We start from the raw sequence: 15884 nt of genomic DNA, 5'->3' as shown, positions 1-15884 counted from the left end.
GATGTGCTCCTGAGAGGGTGGTTCAGCGTCGGACGTGTGGCGTGGCGCCTGCGATGAGGGCTTCGACCTCGGTGAGGGTGGCCATGGAGACGTCGCCGGGAGTCGTCATGACCAGGGCGCCGTGCGCGGTGCCGTAGGCGAGGGCGCGTTCCAGGGAGTGGCCGGTGAGCAGGCCGTGGATGAGTCCGGCGGCGAAGCCGTCGCCGGAGCCGATGCGGTCCAGGACGTGCAGACCGGGCATGACGGGGCCGGTGACGTAGCCGGTGTCGGCGGACCAGGCTGCCGAGGTCCAGTCGTTGACTCCCGCCGAGGGCACCTCGCGCAGGGTCGTCGCGAGGACTCTCGCGTCCGGCAGCAGGTCGGCCACGGCGGCGAGGGCGTCCGGCACCTCGGTCGCCCCGAACCGCACGGCGCCCGGATGCTCGCCCGCCAGGCCCAGGGCGCCCACGACGACGTCGGCGTGCCGGGCCAGGCGCAAGTCGGTCTCCCGGGCGCGTTCCGGTCCGCCCCGGTCGGCCCAGAGGCTGGGGCGGTAGTTGGGGTCGTAGGAGACGGTGACGCCGTGTCGGCGGGCGGCGGCCATGGCCTCGTCGGCGACGTCGGCGGTGGTGTCGGACAGGCCGGCGAAGATGCCGCCGGTGTGGAACCAGCGCACTCCGGCAGAGAACACCGTGTCCCAGTCGACGTCCCCCGTGCGCAGCTGGGAGACGGCGGTGTGGGCGCGGTCGCTGACGCCGAGGGCGCCGCGGATGCCGAAGCCCCGTTCGACGAAGTTGAGACCGTTGCGGGCGGTGCGGCCCATGCCGTCCGCCGCGGCCCAGCGGATGTGTGAGGTGTCGACGCCGCCCTGGAGGATCAGGTCCTCCACCAGGCGTCCGACCGCGTTGTCCGCCAGGGCGGTGACGACGGCGGTGCGCAGTCCGAAGCAGCGGCGCAGTCCGCGTACGACGTTGTACTCGCCGCCGCCCTCCCACACCTGGAAGCTGCGCGCTGTGCGGATGCGGCCCTCTCCGGGGTCGAAGCGCAGCATGACCTCGCCGAGGGCGATCACGTCGGCCATGGCGTGCTCCGTTCCACCGCTTCGGCGGTCAGTCGGCGGATCTCCGCGTAGTCGCCGTTCGCCAGGAGGGCGGGGGTGGCCATCCAGCTTCCGCCGACGGCCAGTACGGCGGGTTCGGCGAGGTAGCCGCGCAGGGCGGCGGCGTCGATCCCGCCGGTCGGCACGAACCGAGTCCCGGGGAAGGGTGCCGCGAGTGCCCGGAGCATCGCCGTACCGCCGAGCGGCTCGGCGGGAAACAGCTTGACCGTGTCGAGGCCGGCCCGCAGGGCGCTCATCACCTCGGTCGCGGTGGCCACGCCGGGGAGCACAGGAACCCCCAACTCCCGGCACCGGGAGATGACTTCGTGGTCCACGCCGGGCGAGACGACGAAGCGGGCCCCCGCCGCCACGGCCCGCTCGGCCTGCTCGGCGGTCAGCACCGTTCCGGCGCCGACGACCAGATCGCCCTGGGCGGCCATCGCCTTCACGACCTGTTCGGCGTCGGGGGTGCGGAAGGTGACCTCCGCGCAGCGCGCACCTCCCGCGGCCAGGGCACGGGCCAGCGGGGCGGCCGTGGCGGGGTTGGGCACGGTAAGGACCGGCACGAGCCGCGCCTCGGCGAGCAGGTCGGTGAGGTCGGTGGTCATCTGCCCAGCCATCCGCCGTCGACCGGAAGGACGGTGCCATGGACATACGCGGCCGCGTCCGAGGCGAGGAAGACGGTGGCACCCGCCAGGTCGTCCGCGCTGCCCCAGCGGGCGGCCGGAATCCGGTCCAGGATCGCCTTGCTGCGGGCCGGGTCGTCCTGGAGGGCCTGGGTGTTGTCGGTGGCGATGTACCCCGGCGCGATGGCATTGACATTGACACCGTGCGGCGCCCATTCATTGGCCAGCGCCTTGGTGAGACCGGCGATGCCGTGCTTGGCGGCGGTGTAGCCGGGGACGGTGATGCCGCCCTGGAAGCTCAGGAGGGAGGCTGTGAAGATGACCTTCCCTCGGCCGCGTGCCACCATCGACGCGCCGACCGCCCGGGCCAGCGCGAACTGGGCACTCAGATTCACCTGGAGAACCAGATCCCAGTCCGCATCGGTGTGTTCGGCTGCGGGAGCCCGGCGGATCGTGCCCGCGTTGTTGACCAGGATGTCCACCGGACGTTCCCGGCTCGCGAGATCCGCGCCCAGCGCCCGGACCGCCTCGGGATCGGCGAAGTCGGCGCGTTTCGCCTCGAAGCTGCGCCCGGTGGCGGTCACGTCCTTCTCCACCGCGCTGCCGGACTCCTCCAGCGAGGCGCTCACCCCGATGACGTCCGCGCCGGCCGCAGCGAGCGCGCGGGCCATGGCCCGCCCGATGCCTCGCCGGGCCCCGGTGACGACAGCGAGCCGTCCGGTGAGGTCGAAGGCGTTCATACCGCGGCTCCCGGGGTGTCGTCGGTGCAGTCCACCAGGATCTTCATCACGTTTCCGCCGCTCTCCAGCGCCTCGAAGGCGGCCGGTGCCTGGGTGAGCGGGACGACCTTGCTGATCAGCCGGTCGGCGGGAATGGTGCCGTCGGCGACCAGGGTGACGGCCTTCTCGAAGTCGGAGCGGTCGTACAACCGGGCACCGATGAGGGTGAGTTCGCGCCAGAAGAAGCGGTGCAGGTTGATCTGGCGGGGCTGTGGGTGGATGGCGACCAGGCACAGCCGGCCGCGCACGCCGAGGACGTCGACGGCGGTGTCCACACCGCCCGCGGCTCCGGAGACCTCGAAGGCGACGTCCGCTCCCGCGTCGCCGGTCCACTGCCGGACCAGCTCGGCCAGGTCCTCGGCGGCCGGGTCCCACACGGTCAGCCGCAACTCCTCGGCGAGCAGCCGCCGATGGGCGTTCAGCTCCACCACTCGGACGTCCGCGCCTGCGGCCTGGGCGACCAGCGCGATCAGGACGCCGACCGGACCACCGCCGACCACGACGACCCGCTCGCCCTCGCGTATCGCGGCCCGGCCGACGTCGTGCACCGCGACCGCGGTCGGTTCGACGAGGGCGGCCCGGTCCAGCGGGAGGGTGGCGGGCAGCCGTATGAGCGTGGAGGCGGGCACGGTCCAGCGCTGCTGCATGGCGCCGGGGGAGTCGATGCCGATGAAGTCCAGGTGCTGGCAGATGTGCTGGTGGCCGGCGCGGCAGGCCGGGCAGGTGTCGTCCCAGCGCAGCGGCATCACGGTGACCGCGTTACCGGGTGCCCAGTCCTCGACGCCGGGACCCACTCGGACGACACGGCCTGCCATCTCGTGTCCGAGGACGGCGGGCACGGCGACCCGGGCGTCCATGTCGCCGTGGAAGATGTGCAGGTCGGTGCCGCAGATGCCGACGTAGGCGGGGGCCAGTTCCACCTCGCCGGGGCCGGGGGGTGTGCTGGGGACCGGTGCGGTGTCGAGGGTGCGGGCGGACAGGTAACGGGTTGCGAGTGTCACGGGGCAGGGTCCCTTCGGCGCAGACCGGAGGTGGATGCCAGGAGCTCGGCATCCGTGGTGACGTGTTCTGCGCGGGTTCGGCGCGATGTTCGGTGGGGGGTGTTCAGCTCGTTCGGGCCGTGGCGTCTCCCTCTCCGGCGACGGGCGCAAGGCCGTAGAACGTGGTGGCGACACCGGCCAGGAGCGCGTCGACGTCGCTCTCGCTCCAGCCGGTGAGCAGCTCGTCCACGGTGGCGGCCCACCGGTTCCAGCCGCCGGCGAGGTTGGCGACGGGCCAGTCGGAGCCGAACATGAGCCGCTGGGGGCCGAAGGCGGAGACCAGTACGTCCCAGGCGGGGCGGATGTCGGCGGTGGTCCAGTGCGTGTGGTCGGCCTCGGTGATCAGCCCGGAGACCTTGCAGACCACGTGCGGGTGTGTGGCCAGCTGTCGGATCCCGCGTTCCCAGTCCGCGATGTCCTGTCGGGCGAGGTCCGGCTTGCCCGCGTGGTCGAGTACCTGAGGCAGGTCGGGGAAGTGTTCCGCGAGCCGAATCGCCTGGTCGAGCTGGTGGGCGCGCACAAGTACGTCGTAGCGCAGTCCGCGGTCCTGGCCCGCCCGCAACCCGCGTTCCACGTCGGGGCATTGGAGCCAGTTCGGGTCCGTCTCGCTCTGGACGAGGTGGCGCAGGGAGCGCAGGTACCCGCCGCCCGGACCGGTTTGCAGCTGGTCGAGTACGTCACCGATGGCCGGTGACGTCAGGTCGGCCCAGCCGACCACGGCCTGGATCAGCGGCTCCTGTTCGGCGAGCGCGAGCAGGTCCGCGGTCTCGGCGACCTCCGCGACGCACTGGACGACCACCGAGCCGCCCAGCCGCCGGCCCGCGATGGGGTGGGTGGCGGTGGAGCGCAGGTCGTCAGGGGTGAAGGTGCGGCGGATCGATGCCACGTCGGGGTCGTCGAGCCAGGGTTGCGGGCGCTGGGCGAGGTCCCACAGGTGGTGGTGGGCGTCGACGAGCACGGATGTGTTCACGGGGTGATCCAAGTCGGGTCGGGCTGATGCGGGCCGGGTCAGACGGTGGTGTCCTCGCCGGGCGGACTCAGGTGCCAGATCTCGGGGAGCTCGCTCCACTGGCGGCCCTCGCCCCGGTCGGGGAAGGGTTCCTGGCACGGGTCGGTGAGCTTCCACCAGCGCTGGGTCTCGGGGTCCGCCTCGATGGACGCCATGTCCGCCTCGAAGTCGTCGCCGTGGTACTCCATGTAGGCGAACAGCACGTCACCGTGGAGGTAGATGCTGTAGTTGCGGATGTTCGCCCGCAGCAGGGCGGCTTCGACGCCCGGCCAGACGGCGGAGTGGAGCCGGAGGTACTCCTCGCGGTGTTCGGGGCGGAGTCTGATGGTCTGGGCGATGCGCTTCATGCCGATTCCCCTGATGTGTCAGTGGAGTTGGACCCGTCGGCCGCTGTGTCGAACGGCGTGCGGTAGCTGGGTGTGCGAGTGCGCAGTCCGAGCCGCAGGGTGAGCTGGATGCGTGTGGAGGCCGGAAGACGGACCGTCAGGTACGGACTCTCGCACGGCGCTTCGGTCTCCGAGACCACCGGCTCGGTGTGGCCGTAGTCGTACATGTCCCCGATCCAGCTGTCGTCCGTGCAGGTCGTGTGGCGGACGCCGGTGATGGTGTGCTCGGCGAACGCGCCCGCCTGGACGATGACCGTGTGGTCGGTGCCGGGGGAGAGGTTGACCAGCTCGACCGTGGTGGCCTCGGGGTCGATGGAGGTGACGAGGGCGGCGACATCGGCGGGCAGACCCGCGCGGCGGGCGTCGGCGTCGTGGTAGCGCAGCCGGGCCTGTTGCAGACCGCCTTGGTACACCACCTGCGGGCCGCCCCAGGTCAGCTGCACCAGAGCCTCGGTGGCCACCGGGTTGCACTGCTGCCAGACGTGGATGTCGGCCTCGGGCACGTCCAGGTCGCGGTAGCGGTCGATGCGCCGCAGTCGGTGCCTGATCTGGGCCTGGGCGGTGGCGAGGATCCGCTCCGGGTAGTCGGGGTCGTCGCCGGCGAGGAATGCGAACCACGCCTTCTCGTGCCCGGACTCCTCCTTCGCGCGGAAGGGCCGCACGGTACGCCAGTCGATGCCGTCGGCCTCGCGCAGCCGTTCCAGCCGGGCGCGGTCGGACTCGGAGAAGGTGTGGTGCCACAGGGCCACTGGCACGGGGTGTGTGGCCGGGTTGTAGTCGAACCAGCCGGAGTCGTTGTGGCGGAAGGGCAGATGGAGGGTGGGCGTGTCACGGGCCGGACCGAGTTCGACCGCCCACTTCGAGGGCAGGCTGGAGTCGGCCTCCGTGTGGGGCATGACCTTGGCGTGGTCGATGAGGGTGTCGAGCGAGGTCGCGATCATGGAGAGGTAGTCGTCGTCCCCGCTGACGGTCGCCGCCGCGAGCGCTGCCACACAGGCCGCGTGACCGAGGCTGTGCCAGCCGTGCGGCCAGGACCAGCCGTAGTGGCCGCCGTACCAGCGGCCCTCCAGGAGGCTGCCTACGACTCCGTCGGGGCCGACGTTGTCCGGGATCAGGCCGCCGTTCTCCTGGGTGCGCTCGCGCCAGGCGCCCACGTACTCGACGATCCAGTCCCGGTAGCGCTCCTCGCCGGACAGGATCCAGGCGTTGAGGACCAGTCCGGCCGCGGCGAGGTTGAGCGCGGTGTCGCCGACGCCCATACGGTCGCGCATCTGGTCGCCGAGGCGCGGGTCCGCCGAGAGCGGGTACGGGCCGTCCTGGGCCTCGGGGAGCCATTCGAGCGGGTAGCCGTAGGTCTCCGCTTCCTTGAGCAGCCAGGGGTAGACGTCGCCGTCGAAGAGGCCGGTGCGGTCGGGGTCGCTGCCGTTGTGGGGGCGGGTGATGATGCGGTGTTCGGGGTCGTAGTTGCCCTTGGCGGGGTCGACGTACAACTCGGCGAAGCGCAGGGCGCGCTCACGCCAGCGGTCAGGGGCGGCCATGCACAGGAAGTAGAGCAGGAGGAGGCTCTCGCCCTGGTGGAACCAGTCGTAGCCGCGTTCGTACTCGTCGCGCAGCATGTTCAGTTCGGTCAGCTGACGGGTCACGCCCTCCCAGTGCTTCTCACTGGCGGGCAGCAGGTCGTCGGCGCCGCCGAGGAGGTACAGCTGGGGCCAGTTGAAGAAGACCTCGTAGAAGTCGTCCACGCCGTCGCGGGTGGTCAGCTGGTTGTTGTAGTTCAGTCGTCCGTCGGGGCCGGTGAAGGCGTCCTCGAAGTGGCGCCAGGCGTGGTCGAGCAGGTCGAACAGGGCGCGCTGTGCGACGGCCCAGCCGGGGGCTTCGAGCAAGGGGACGGTGGCTTGGACGTCGGGTATCGAGTCGCCGGAGGCGTCGGGGTGTTGGCTCAAGGGCATGAAAGCGGTCACTCCTTGGTGGCGCCGGCGAGCATTCCGCTGACCAGGAAGCGCTGGGCGAACAGGAACACGACGAGGACGGGGGTGATGGCGACCAGCGTCGCCAGTGCCAGTTGCGGGCGTTGGATCGCGAGGTCGCCGACGGTCGGGTTGAACGAGGGCACATTGCTGAGGAGACTGCCGACACCCACCTGGATCGGCATCTGGTTGCTCTCGGGGAGCATCACGTACGGCAGGAAGTAGTTCGTCCAGTTGGCGACGAAGCTGAAGAACCCGACCAGCGCGATGACGGGCGTCGCCAGCGGCAGGGCCACATGGCGGAACACACCGAATTCGGAGCAGCCGTCCATCCGCGCCGCGGCCAGGAGGTCCTTGGGCACGGCGGTGGTGAAGTAGATGTACGTCAGGTACACACCGAAGGGGTAGAACGAGTACGGCAGGATGATCGACCACATGGTGCCGATCAGGTGTACCGCGTTGATCTCCAGGAACAGCGGTACCACCAGCGTGGCGTTCGGCATCAGCATCACGACGAGGGTCGCGATCAGCAACGTGTGCCGACCGCGGAACTCGGTCATCGCCAGGGCGTATCCGGCCGGAATGGCCAGGCAGAGGGTGATGACCAGCGAGATGGCGGCGTACACGGCGGAGTTGCGCAGCCACTGCAGGATGGCGTCGTCCTGGAAGGCGGTCAGCGCGTGCCAGTTGGCCGTCAGCGCGTGCCAGGATCCGAAGGACAACGGGTTGTCGTTGACCAGTTGCTGGTCGGTCTTGGTCGCCGCGAGCAGCAGCCAGAGCACCGGCAGCACGAAGAACACTACGAACACGGTGAGCACGGCGCCCGCCAGCAGCCGGGAGGTCATGTGCTGCGGTGCCCGTCGGCGCCGCCGTGCTTCTCCGTGTCGGGTGCGGATCATGACACTCCCATCCCGTTCCGTGCGTGGGGCGTTGGCAAGGGGAGTGGGTCGTGTGTCAGTCGGCATCGAAGAACCCCGATCGGGCGACGAAGACACCGGCGACCGACACGCTGACGACCAGGAGTTCCACCGAGACCGCGGCGGCGCCGTTGATGTTGTTCATCTGGAAGGCGAAGTCGTACGTCAGCTGGTTGAGCGAGTAGTCGCGGCCGGCCACGCCGTTGCTGGCGAGGGAGAGCAGCTGCGGCTCGACGAAGAGCTGGGCGCCGCCCGCGAAGGCCAGGATCACCATGTACACGATCCACTTGCGGAGCATGGGGATCTGGACCCGCCAGGCGGTCTGCCAGCCGTTCGCGCCGTCGATACGGGCGGCCTCCATGATGTCCTTGGGGATGTTGTTCAGTGCCCCGTACATGACGACGATCCAGCCGCCCGCGCCGGTCCAGAACGCGATGATCGTGAACAGCAGTGCGAGGTTGCCGGGTGCGATGACCTCGCCGAAGGTGTGGAAGCCCAGTGTCTCCAGCAGGGAGCTGACCGGACTGACTGTCGGGTCCAGCATGAACAGCCACACCAGGACGCTCGCGGCACCGGCCAGGGCCCCGGGGATGTAGTAGAGGAAGCGCAGCGCCTGGCTGAGCGGCCCGGAGGACAGCCGGTGCAGGAGCAGTGCCAGGACCACCACGAACACCACGAGCGCCAGGAGCCAGAAGACCAGGTAGAGGGCCACGTGGCTCAGGGAGTCGGCGAAGCGGAAGTCCTGTGCCGTGGTGACGAAGTTGGAGATGCCGGTGAAGGAGCCTGAGGCGTTGGTGAACGCGAAGTAGATCGCGTAGCAGGTCGGAAGGACGCCGAAGGCGATCAGCAGCAGTACGTAGCCGGCGACGAATGCCACGCCGGCCCGGCTCTGCCGGGAGGTGCCGCGAGGGCGCCCCCGGGCAGAGCCGGCCGAGGAGTGCGTGAGGGTCACTGGGAGACCTTGTATCCGTCGGCCTGGGCGTACTTGACGATCGAGTCCTGCCAGGCGGGCAGCAGCGACTCGATGGTCTTGCCCTGGGTCAGGCCGGGCTTGACGGTGGCGGCCCAGATCGCCTCCTGGCTGAACTGGCCCGAGCCCCAGTCGGACCACACCTGGGAGGAGGCGTCCTTGAGGGCGGTGAGGTCACCGGCGAAGTAACCGGAGGCGGCCTGCGCCTTGAGCCAGTTGTCGGCGGCGGGCGCGTAGGCCGGGAAGCCGGGGGCCTTCGCGCCCTGGTAGGCGTTGTCGGTGGTGACCCACTTCAGGAAGTCGGTGGCCGCCTTGATGTGGGCGGAGTGCTTGGACAGCAGCCAGGTGCCGCCGCCGACGTTGCCGGTGGAGGGTGAGGTGTCGCCCTGCCACTGCGGGATGGGCGCCGCCGCGATCTGCTTGGCCGGGGTCTTGAAGGTGCCCTCGAAGACCGCGCCGCCGTACCAGGCCGGGCCAGGCATGAGCAGGACCTTGCCGGCCTTGTTCTTGCCGAAGTCGGTGCTGAAGACGCCGCTGATCGACATCGACTTGTTCTTGATCAGTACGTCCATCAGTTTGGCCATCTTGGTGCAGGCCTCGCTGGTGGTGTTGACCGAGACGGCCTTGGGGCCGGTGATGTGGTTGGCGCCGCACTTGCTCGCCCACAGGTAGATCTCGGGGGCGAAGGTGTCACCCGCGTCGCCCACGAGGTAGCCGGGGTGCTCCTTGGCGACCTTCTCGCCGAGCGCCTGGTACTCCTCCCAGGTCGTGGGCACCGTGTAGCCGAACTTCTTCAGCAGCGGCGCGTTGTACCACAGCACCGCCTGGGAGAGGTCGTTGCGCAGGCAGTACAGCGTCCCGTCAACGGTGCAGACGTCGTTGGCGCCCTTGGCGAACCCGCCGAGGGTCGCGTTGGGGATCAGGCCTTTGTTCAGCGGCGCCGCGAAGCCCGCCTGAACGGCCCAGCTCGCCTCGTTGTTCTGGGAGCTGAAGACGACGTCCGGCCAGCCCTTGCCGGTCCGGTTGAACAACTGGACCTTCGTCTGGAGGTAGTTGGAGCCGTTGGCGTCACCGTCGTAGCTGACGATGTGCAGCTTCACGCCCGGGTGTGACGCCTGGTACTGCTTCGCGGCGGCCATGCGGGTCGCGTCCACCCAGACGGTCAACGCCCCCTTGTCCTGGGCGGCCTGGGCGAATCCGTCCTTGGTCGTGCCGGTCGAACCGCTACCCCCGCCACAGGCGGTCACGGTGAGCAGCACGGTGGCGGCACAGCCGGCCAGCAGCGCGGCTCGTCTCCTGCTGGTCCCTGTCTCCTGGGTGAGCGAAGGCTTGTAGACGGACATGTGCGACTCCACTCGGTTTGCGTGTGGCTGACGGCTCTGTCATTACCGCCGCGGAAGAAATTAGCCGCCATATCGAAGGAGTCGTCAAGGGGTGTGTACGGCCTTTTTCGGAGCCCAGTGAGTGCATGAGGCTGCTCTACTGAGGGTCATAAACCTGCAATTAGGTAGATCAGGGGCAAGTTGCACAGGAATACATGATCAAGTTCAGGGGAAATGAGTACGACTTATGCTTGGCTGGGGTACGATGAGCGCGGCGTCAAACCAGATCGGTCACCTTCGCCGCAGTCACCCGGAGGCAGGACACATGAACGACACGCCCGCCGTGCCAGCAGTGGTGAACGGCGCGGACGAGCGGCGCGACTACCGGCCCGGATACGAGATCGTGGCGGAGCGGATCCTTGAGTTCATCGCCGAAGAGCGCCTGGTGTCCGGCGATCGGATGCCCACGGAGAACGACCTGGCCCAGCGGCTGGACACCAGCCGGGCCGTGGTCCGGGAAGCCGTGAAGATCCTCTCGGCGCTCGGCCGGGTGCGGGCACACAAGGGACGCGGGCTGTTCGTCGCGGACGACGAAGGCATGCTGATCACCAGTCGCTGGGGAGGCTTCTTCAGGCCCGTGGACCTCGACCACGTCCTCATGCTGTTCGAGTTCCGCCGGGTCCAGGAAATGGCCGCCGCCAGACTCGCGGCCACCCGCGCCACGCCGGCCGAACTGCGCAGCATCGAGGTCGCGATGCAGCAGTGCCGGCACGGGTACGTCCATGGTGAGGTCGAGGTCTTCAACCAGGGCGACGACGACTTCCACGCCGCGGTGGCCGCGGCCTCGCACAACACCTTTCTCGGCAGCGCGGTGCGCGACGCCCGACGGCTGCAGCGCCAGTCCAGCGCGATCGGCATCCACAGCACCCTCGGCGAGGGCACCCCGGCCGCGGTCGAGGAGCATGAGGCCATCTACCGAGCCATCCGCGACGGCCACCCCGACGAGGCGGCCGAGGCCACGGCCGCACACCTGGACCGGACCCTGGAGGACTACCGGCGGGAGATCCAGCGGCGTCTGTTCGGCTGATCCTCCTGCCAGGACATACAGAGCGGCATACTCCCGGCTCATGGGGCAGGACTCGGATCGGCGTGATGGCGCCGAGCGGTCAGCCTGTCGAGGCGGCGACCGGTGTCGTGCACCGACACCGCGTCGCCGGATTCCGGCACCGCCGCCGTCACCTCGAAGCGGTGGTCGACGTCGCCCGGAACGGGCGCGGGCTGAGCGGGAGACCCGGCAGGCCGCCCGCCTGCGCCAGCACCTCCCACGCCTCCTCCGGCAACTCGAACCGGGACGTGTGTGGGGCGGGCAGCGAGCGCGCGGTGGCGCGTGTGCCGCAGTTGGCGTTGGGGGAGTGGGAGTTTGAGGGTCTGGCGTCGGTGTCGCGGCCGGTACTCAGGTACGACAGCGGCCAGGCGGCCAGGGCCACCTGGGCGGACGAAGGTGCCCGTGCAGACGTTCAGCCCGTGGTCGTTGACGACGAACAGGCCAGCCTCGGCTCTGCGCAGCTCACCCACCGCGGACTTGCGGCGATCGGGTCAACCTTCCGAACCTGTATGCCCAGGGAGGCGAAGAGGACGCCGGCGTCCGTCAGGCAGACCTCGGCGGACGGCCTCCAGGCTAGTGCAGCGCCTGCGCTCCTATGACGGACAGCAGCTGCAGTTTCTCGTAGCTCTCACTGCCGGGAACCGCCGTGTAAACCATCAGGAGATGTGACTGGTTCGGATCGAGGAGCGTCTGGCAGGTCAACTCCAGTGCGCCGAGCTCGGGGTGGATGAAATGTTTCACTTCTTGGGGGCGGACGCCGATCTCGTGGTCGTTCCAGACCTGACGGAACTCCTCGCTCTGTGCGAGCAGCAGGTCGGCGTAGTGTGCCGCGCGGGAACCGGGACCTCGCAGCGTGACCACCCCGCGCAGGCCCGAGACGAACATGCGAGTGAGGAACGGATGGTCCTCGGGGGCGTACAGCTGTCGCGTGGCGGAGTCGGTGAACCATCGGTAGCCGAGGCTGCGGGCCGGGCCGCTGTAGACGGTCAGGTCGCCGGTGAGCGCGACGCCGAGAGGGGTCTGCCGCAGCGTCTCGGCGAGCTCGGTGACGATCTCCGCAGGAGTGTCATGCAGCCGGTCCAGAATGCGCAGCAGACCGGGACTGATGTGCTCGCTGTCCGCGCCCCGTGGGGGCGGGGCCTGTCCGGCGAGCCGGAACAGGTGGTCGCGCTCATCGAGGGAGAGGTGAAGCCCTTGCGCGATGGAGGCGAGCATCTGCCCGGAGGGCTGAGGCCCGCGCTCCCGCTCAAGCCGCGCGTAGTAGTCAGTCGACATGTGGCACAGCGAGGCCACTTCTTCCCGCCGCAGCCCGCTGGTCCTGCGGCGCCGCCCCCGCGGGAGACCGACGTCCTCGGGTTGCAGCGACTCCCGGCGGCGCCGGAGGAACTCCGCCAGTCCGGCCCGGTCGATCAACGTGCGCGTCTGCGTCACCGTGCATCCCTCTCCGTGGATGCTCATTTCTACCGCCTGTACATCTCGGCATCCACGGATCGTCAATCCCCCCTTCACGGGTTGCCGCCGGTACAGGCGGCAACCCAGGCTCAGCGACGTGCCCACGTTCGAAGGGAACAAGGGCATGACTGATCAGCGGGAAGGCCGCGGTGGTCTCGGGCTCGACGAGCTGGATCGGCAGGGCCGACGCCGTCGGCGAAGCGATCCCGCAGCACTGGCCAGGCTCACGCACCCAACGGTGCGCACCAGGCCGGAACCCGAACTTCCTGATCAGTGGATCGAGCAGCCCTGAACAACGCCGACCTCCTACCCGACGGTGGCGGCAACGAACACACGAGGAGCGGGCACATGCCGCGTATACCCATCGACATCACCGTTCCCGCCCTGTCCGGCAGGCGCGCCGTCGTCACCGGAGCAAGTGACGGCATCGGGCTCGGCCTCGCCACGAGGCTTGCCGCGGCCGGGGCCGAAGTGATCCTGCCCGTTCGCAATCCCCGCAAGGGCCAGGCCGCCGTCACCACGATCCGTCAGACAATCCCTCACGCGAACGTCTCGCTCCGCGAGCTCGACCTGTCCTCACTCGCCTCCGTCGCAGCCCTCGGCGAGACCCTGCGAGAGGAGGGTCGGCCGATCCACATACTCATCAACAACGCCGGCGTCATGACCCCGCCCGACCGGCAGACGACGCCGGAAGGGTTCGAGCTGCAGTTGGGCACCAACCACCTCGGCCACTTCGCCCTGGTGGCCCATCTGCTGCCGCTGCTGCGCGCCGGCCGCGCACGCGTGACCTCACAGGTGAGCGTCGCGGCGAACCGGGGCGCCATCAACTGGGAGGACCTGAACTGGGAACGCTCCTACGACGGCATGAAAGCCTACAGCCAGTCGAAGATCGCGCTCGGGCTCTTCGGTCTCGAACTCGACCGGCTCAGCCAGGCCAACGGGTGGGGCGTCACGAGCAACCTCTCCCATCCCGGGGTCGCTCCCACGAGCCTGCTCGCCGCTCGCCCCGAGGTCGGACGCGACCAGGACACCAGAAACGTGCGTGTGATCCGGGCTCTGTCCGCCCGCGGCATCCTCGTCGGGACGGTTCACACCGCGCAACTTCCCGCGCTCTACGCCGCCACCTGCCCCGACGCTCAGCGTGGCGGGTTCTACGGGCCGCGCGGACTCGGGCACCTGGGCGGCCCTCCCGGAGAGCAGAAGCTCTACTCGCGCCTGAGCGGCGTCGAGGACGCCCAGCGCATCTGGCAGGTCTCCGAAGACCTCACGGAGGTTTCGTTTCCCAGCAGTTGAGAAGCCCGGCCTTCTGCGCCCGCGTCCGCCACCGCGAACCGGCGGCAGGCGCCGATGTCGAGGCTTCGCCGCCGCTGGTGCCGGAGACCCTGGTGGTGGACCGCAGCAAGGTGTAGGTGTCGGAGCATCTGGCCGGCGTGTGCCGCCGGATGGGGATCTCGATCCAGCCAGGAGGGCGTCTCTCGGTGTGGTGCGCAGGTTGCCGGGATCGCTGCCCCAGCGTTGGTTGCGCGCTGGGGGTGACAAGGTGGCGGCCCCACAGTCGGCTCAGCTCGCAGGTGCGCCCCTTGTGCCGGGGCCGTTACCCCTGCGGGGTGATGCTCAAGGACCGGATCAGCTGGGCCAGTTCTTCACGAAAGAGCTTTTCCGGGCTAAGGGCCTGGGTCTGCAGGTGGCCGTAGATCTCAAGTGACACCAGGCCGTGCAGGTGACTCCAGATGCGCAGGGCGAGGGCCACGGCGGCCGGAGGCAGGTCAGGGAAGGCCGGGCGGACCTTGTCGAGGAGACCGGCGTCGAAGTCGGACCACTCGAAGTCGCCGTCCGCGTAGCGGTGTTCGGCGTGCGGCCAGGCGGCGGCGGCCAGCGCGGTGATGCCGGTACAGACACGGTGGGCGGCGTCTGGGGCGGCGCCGCCCTCGGGGGGCCGGTAGCCGGGCACGGGATCACCGTAGATGAGGCGGAAGCCCTCGGGGTTGGCCAGCGCCCAGTTCCTGAAGGCGAGGGCCCATGCCTGGATCCGGGCGGCCGGGTTCTCGGCGGGGGCGGCGTGCCAGGCGGCGTCCACCGTGTCGGCCAGCGAGGTGTAGACGTTGTTGATCAGCACGGTGACCAAGTCGTCACGGGTGGCGAAGTAGCCGTAGATGGCGTTGGCCGTCATGCCCATCTCGCGAGCGATGGCCCGCAGCGTGATGGCGTTGGGTCCTCCCGAGGCCATCAGCTCCAGCGCGACCTTCTTGATCTCGGCGGTCGTCTCGGCCCGCAACCGCTCGCGGCGCCCTTTGATGCTTCCCACGCTTCCCACGATCACTCACTCTACAGCGTCACAATACTGAGTGCCGTATTGATACTTCACGCCGTATAGTCACTGCGTGCCGTGAAGGTTAGGCGACGGCATGGGCAACTGACGCATGAGCAACCAGGGGAGAGCCATGCACATCGGAGTCATCGGGGCCACGGGCGGCATCGGTAGCCGCGTCGTCACCGAAGCACTCGGCCGGGGGCACCACGTGACGGCCTTCAGCCGCGACGCCACGCGGATCGGAGAGGACCGGAAGAACGTCGTCTGGCAGAGCGTCGACGTCCTCGATGCCGAGGCCATCGCCGCCGTCATACCCGGCCTCGACGTCTTGATCAGCGGGTTCCAGCCCGGAAATGCCGCCAAGGACATCGCCGACACGGTGGCCCGCTCGATCGCCGATCCCACGGTGTACGCCACCGCAGCGCGAGCACTCCTGAAGGCGCTGGAGAGCCATCCCCGGACCCGGCTCATCGTCATCGGCGGCGCCGGCAGTCTGGAGATCGAGCCCGGACTCGTGCGGGCCGACTCCGACGAGCTATTGCACGAAACCCTCGACGCGATCGGCCTGCCGAGGGAGTACACCGCCGCGGTGCGCGGCCACCGGGACGCCCTGAATGTTCTGCGCACCTCCAATCGGCTGTGGACCTACTTCAGCCCCGCGGAGGACATAGCGCCGGGGGAGCGTACGGGCCGGTTCCGGATCGGCGGCGATCAGCCCGTACTCGACGCGGACAGGCGCAGCCGCGTCTCGATGGAGGACGCCGCCGTCGCCCTTGTCGACGAGGCGGAACTGCCCCGTTTCGTCCAGCGCCGCTTCACCATCGGCTACTGAACCGACGGCGGCGGGCCCACCCCCCCCCCCGCGCGCGGCCCCCCCCCGCGGCGCGGCGGCGGGGGGGGGCGGGGGGGGGGGCCGCCCCCC

15 protein-coding genes are annotated in these 15884 nt (G+C 69.6%); 3 read left to right on the top strand and 12 right to left on the bottom strand.

Annotated features, from left to right (window positions below):
• Positions 1-22 precede the first annotated feature (22 nt).
• The 10 genes from ACFXC1_RS45920 to ACFXC1_RS45875 form a co-directional block, all read right to left on the bottom strand.
• On the bottom strand, positions 23-1060 hold the full coding sequence (locus tag ACFXC1_RS45920; protein ID WP_381254976.1) for a sugar kinase: 1038 nt from the start codon (positions 1058-1060) through the stop codon (positions 23-25).
• Positions 1048-1686 carry a bifunctional 4-hydroxy-2-oxoglutarate aldolase/2-dehydro-3-deoxy-phosphogluconate aldolase gene (locus ACFXC1_RS45915; protein ID WP_381254973.1) on the bottom strand — a complete coding sequence of 213 codons (639 nt, stop codon included), beginning with the start codon at positions 1684-1686 and terminating at the stop codon, positions 1048-1050. The genes ACFXC1_RS45920 and ACFXC1_RS45915 overlap by 13 nt, the downstream gene beginning before the upstream one ends.
• Positions 1683-2444 (bottom strand): SDR family oxidoreductase, encoded by a 762-nt coding sequence (locus ACFXC1_RS45910; protein WP_381254971.1) that lies wholly within the window; start codon positions 2442-2444, stop codon positions 1683-1685. The genes ACFXC1_RS45915 and ACFXC1_RS45910 overlap by 4 nt, the downstream gene beginning before the upstream one ends.
• Positions 2441-3484: a zinc-dependent alcohol dehydrogenase gene (locus tag ACFXC1_RS45905; RefSeq protein WP_381254968.1), complete on the bottom strand. Its 1044-nt coding sequence runs from the start codon at positions 3482-3484 to the stop codon at positions 2441-2443. Before ACFXC1_RS45905 ends, ACFXC1_RS45910 begins: the two co-directional genes overlap by 4 nt.
• Before the next feature lie 103 nt (positions 3485-3587).
• On the bottom strand, positions 3588-4493 hold the full coding sequence (locus tag ACFXC1_RS45900) for an amidohydrolase family protein (protein ID WP_381254966.1): 906 nt from the start codon (positions 4491-4493) through the stop codon (positions 3588-3590).
• A gap of 38 nt (positions 4494-4531) precedes the next feature.
• The gene (locus ACFXC1_RS45895) at positions 4532-4879 is read right to left on the bottom strand and encodes an L-rhamnose mutarotase (RefSeq protein WP_381254963.1); all 348 of its coding nucleotides are present in this window, start codon (positions 4877-4879) and stop codon (positions 4532-4534) included.
• The gene (locus ACFXC1_RS45890; protein WP_381254962.1) at positions 4876-6867 is read right to left on the bottom strand and encodes a hypothetical protein; all 1992 of its coding nucleotides are present in this window, start codon (positions 6865-6867) and stop codon (positions 4876-4878) included. The genes ACFXC1_RS45895 and ACFXC1_RS45890 overlap by 4 nt, the downstream gene beginning before the upstream one ends.
• An 8-nt stretch (positions 6868-6875) precedes the next feature.
• Complete coding sequence (locus ACFXC1_RS45885; RefSeq protein ID WP_381255049.1) at positions 6876-7730, bottom strand: carbohydrate ABC transporter permease; 855 nt, start codon at positions 7728-7730, stop codon at positions 6876-6878.
• 109 nt (positions 7731-7839) lie between these two features.
• The gene (locus ACFXC1_RS45880; RefSeq protein ID WP_381254960.1) at positions 7840-8754 is read right to left on the bottom strand and encodes a carbohydrate ABC transporter permease; all 915 of its coding nucleotides are present in this window, start codon (positions 8752-8754) and stop codon (positions 7840-7842) included.
• Positions 8751-10115, bottom strand: coding sequence for an ABC transporter substrate-binding protein (locus ACFXC1_RS45875; RefSeq protein ID WP_381254958.1), 1365 nt, complete (start codon positions 10113-10115; stop codon positions 8751-8753). The genes ACFXC1_RS45880 and ACFXC1_RS45875 overlap by 4 nt, the downstream gene beginning before the upstream one ends.
• Before the next feature lie 304 nt (positions 10116-10419).
• Here ACFXC1_RS45875 and ACFXC1_RS45870 point away from each other — a divergent pair, with 304 nt between their 5' ends.
• Positions 10420-11181: a FadR/GntR family transcriptional regulator gene (locus tag ACFXC1_RS45870; RefSeq protein WP_381254955.1), complete on the top strand. Its 762-nt coding sequence runs from the start codon at positions 10420-10422 to the stop codon at positions 11179-11181.
• 591 nt (positions 11182-11772) lie between these two features.
• On the opposite strand, the gene ACFXC1_RS45865 is transcribed toward ACFXC1_RS45870, so the two are convergent.
• Positions 11773-12612 carry a helix-turn-helix transcriptional regulator gene (locus ACFXC1_RS45865; protein WP_381255048.1) on the bottom strand — a complete coding sequence of 280 codons (840 nt, stop codon included), beginning with the start codon at positions 12610-12612 and terminating at the stop codon, positions 11773-11775.
• Positions 12613-12999: 387 nt separating this feature from the next.
• Here ACFXC1_RS45865 and ACFXC1_RS45860 point away from each other — a divergent pair, with 387 nt between their 5' ends.
• Positions 13000-13944, top strand: a complete 945-nt coding sequence (locus ACFXC1_RS45860; RefSeq protein ID WP_381254954.1) for an SDR family oxidoreductase — start codon at positions 13000-13002, stop codon at positions 13942-13944.
• 301 nt (positions 13945-14245) lie between these two features.
• On the opposite strand, the gene ACFXC1_RS45855 is transcribed toward ACFXC1_RS45860, so the two are convergent.
• The gene (locus ACFXC1_RS45855; RefSeq protein ID WP_381254951.1) at positions 14246-14956 is read right to left on the bottom strand and encodes a TetR/AcrR family transcriptional regulator; all 711 of its coding nucleotides are present in this window, start codon (positions 14954-14956) and stop codon (positions 14246-14248) included.
• A gap of 136 nt (positions 14957-15092) precedes the next feature.
• On the opposite strand from ACFXC1_RS45855, the gene ACFXC1_RS45850 reads away from it, so the two are divergent.
• The gene (locus ACFXC1_RS45850) at positions 15093-15794 is read left to right on the top strand and encodes an NAD(P)-dependent oxidoreductase (protein WP_381254949.1); all 702 of its coding nucleotides are present in this window, start codon (positions 15093-15095) and stop codon (positions 15792-15794) included.
• Positions 15795-15884: the final 90 nt, after the last annotated feature.

The sequence above is a fragment of the Streptomyces hokutonensis genome, assembly GCF_042751305.1.
GTDB lineage: Bacteria > Actinomycetota > Actinomycetes > Streptomycetales > Streptomycetaceae > Streptomyces > Streptomyces hokutonensis_A.
This window is presented reverse-complemented; position numbering and strand designations above follow the sequence as displayed.

Bases quoted from the DNA above. Each gene is read 5' to 3' on its own strand.
- ACFXC1_RS45910 (WP_381254971.1), bottom strand. From the start codon at position 2,444: ATGAACGCCTTCGACCTCACCGGACGGCTCGCTGTCGTCACCGGGGCC.
- ACFXC1_RS45875 (WP_381254958.1), bottom strand. From the start codon at position 10,115: ATGTCCGTCTACAAGCCTTCGCTCACCCAGGAGACAGGGACCAGCAGG.
- ACFXC1_RS45850 (WP_381254949.1), top strand. From the start codon at position 15,093: ATGCACATCGGAGTCATCGGGGCCACGGGCGGCATCGGTAGCCGCGTC.
- ACFXC1_RS45860 (WP_381254954.1), top strand. From the start codon at position 13,000: ATGCCGCGTATACCCATCGACATCACCGTTCCCGCCCTGTCCGGCAGG.
- ACFXC1_RS45870 (WP_381254955.1), top strand. From the start codon at position 10,420: ATGAACGACACGCCCGCCGTGCCAGCAGTGGTGAACGGCGCGGACGAG.
- ACFXC1_RS45895 (WP_381254963.1), bottom strand. From the start codon at position 4,879: ATGAAGCGCATCGCCCAGACCATCAGACTCCGCCCCGAACACCGCGAG.
- ACFXC1_RS45915 (WP_381254973.1), bottom strand. From the start codon at position 1,686: ATGACCACCGACCTCACCGACCTGCTCGCCGAGGCGCGGCTCGTGCCG.
- ACFXC1_RS45885 (WP_381255049.1), bottom strand. From the start codon at position 7,730: ATGACCTCCCGGCTGCTGGCGGGCGCCGTGCTCACCGTGTTCGTAGTG.
- ACFXC1_RS45920 (WP_381254976.1), bottom strand. From the start codon at position 1,060: ATGGCCGACGTGATCGCCCTCGGCGAGGTCATGCTGCGCTTCGACCCC.
- ACFXC1_RS45890 (WP_381254962.1), bottom strand. From the start codon at position 6,867: ATGCCCTTGAGCCAACACCCCGACGCCTCCGGCGACTCGATACCCGAC.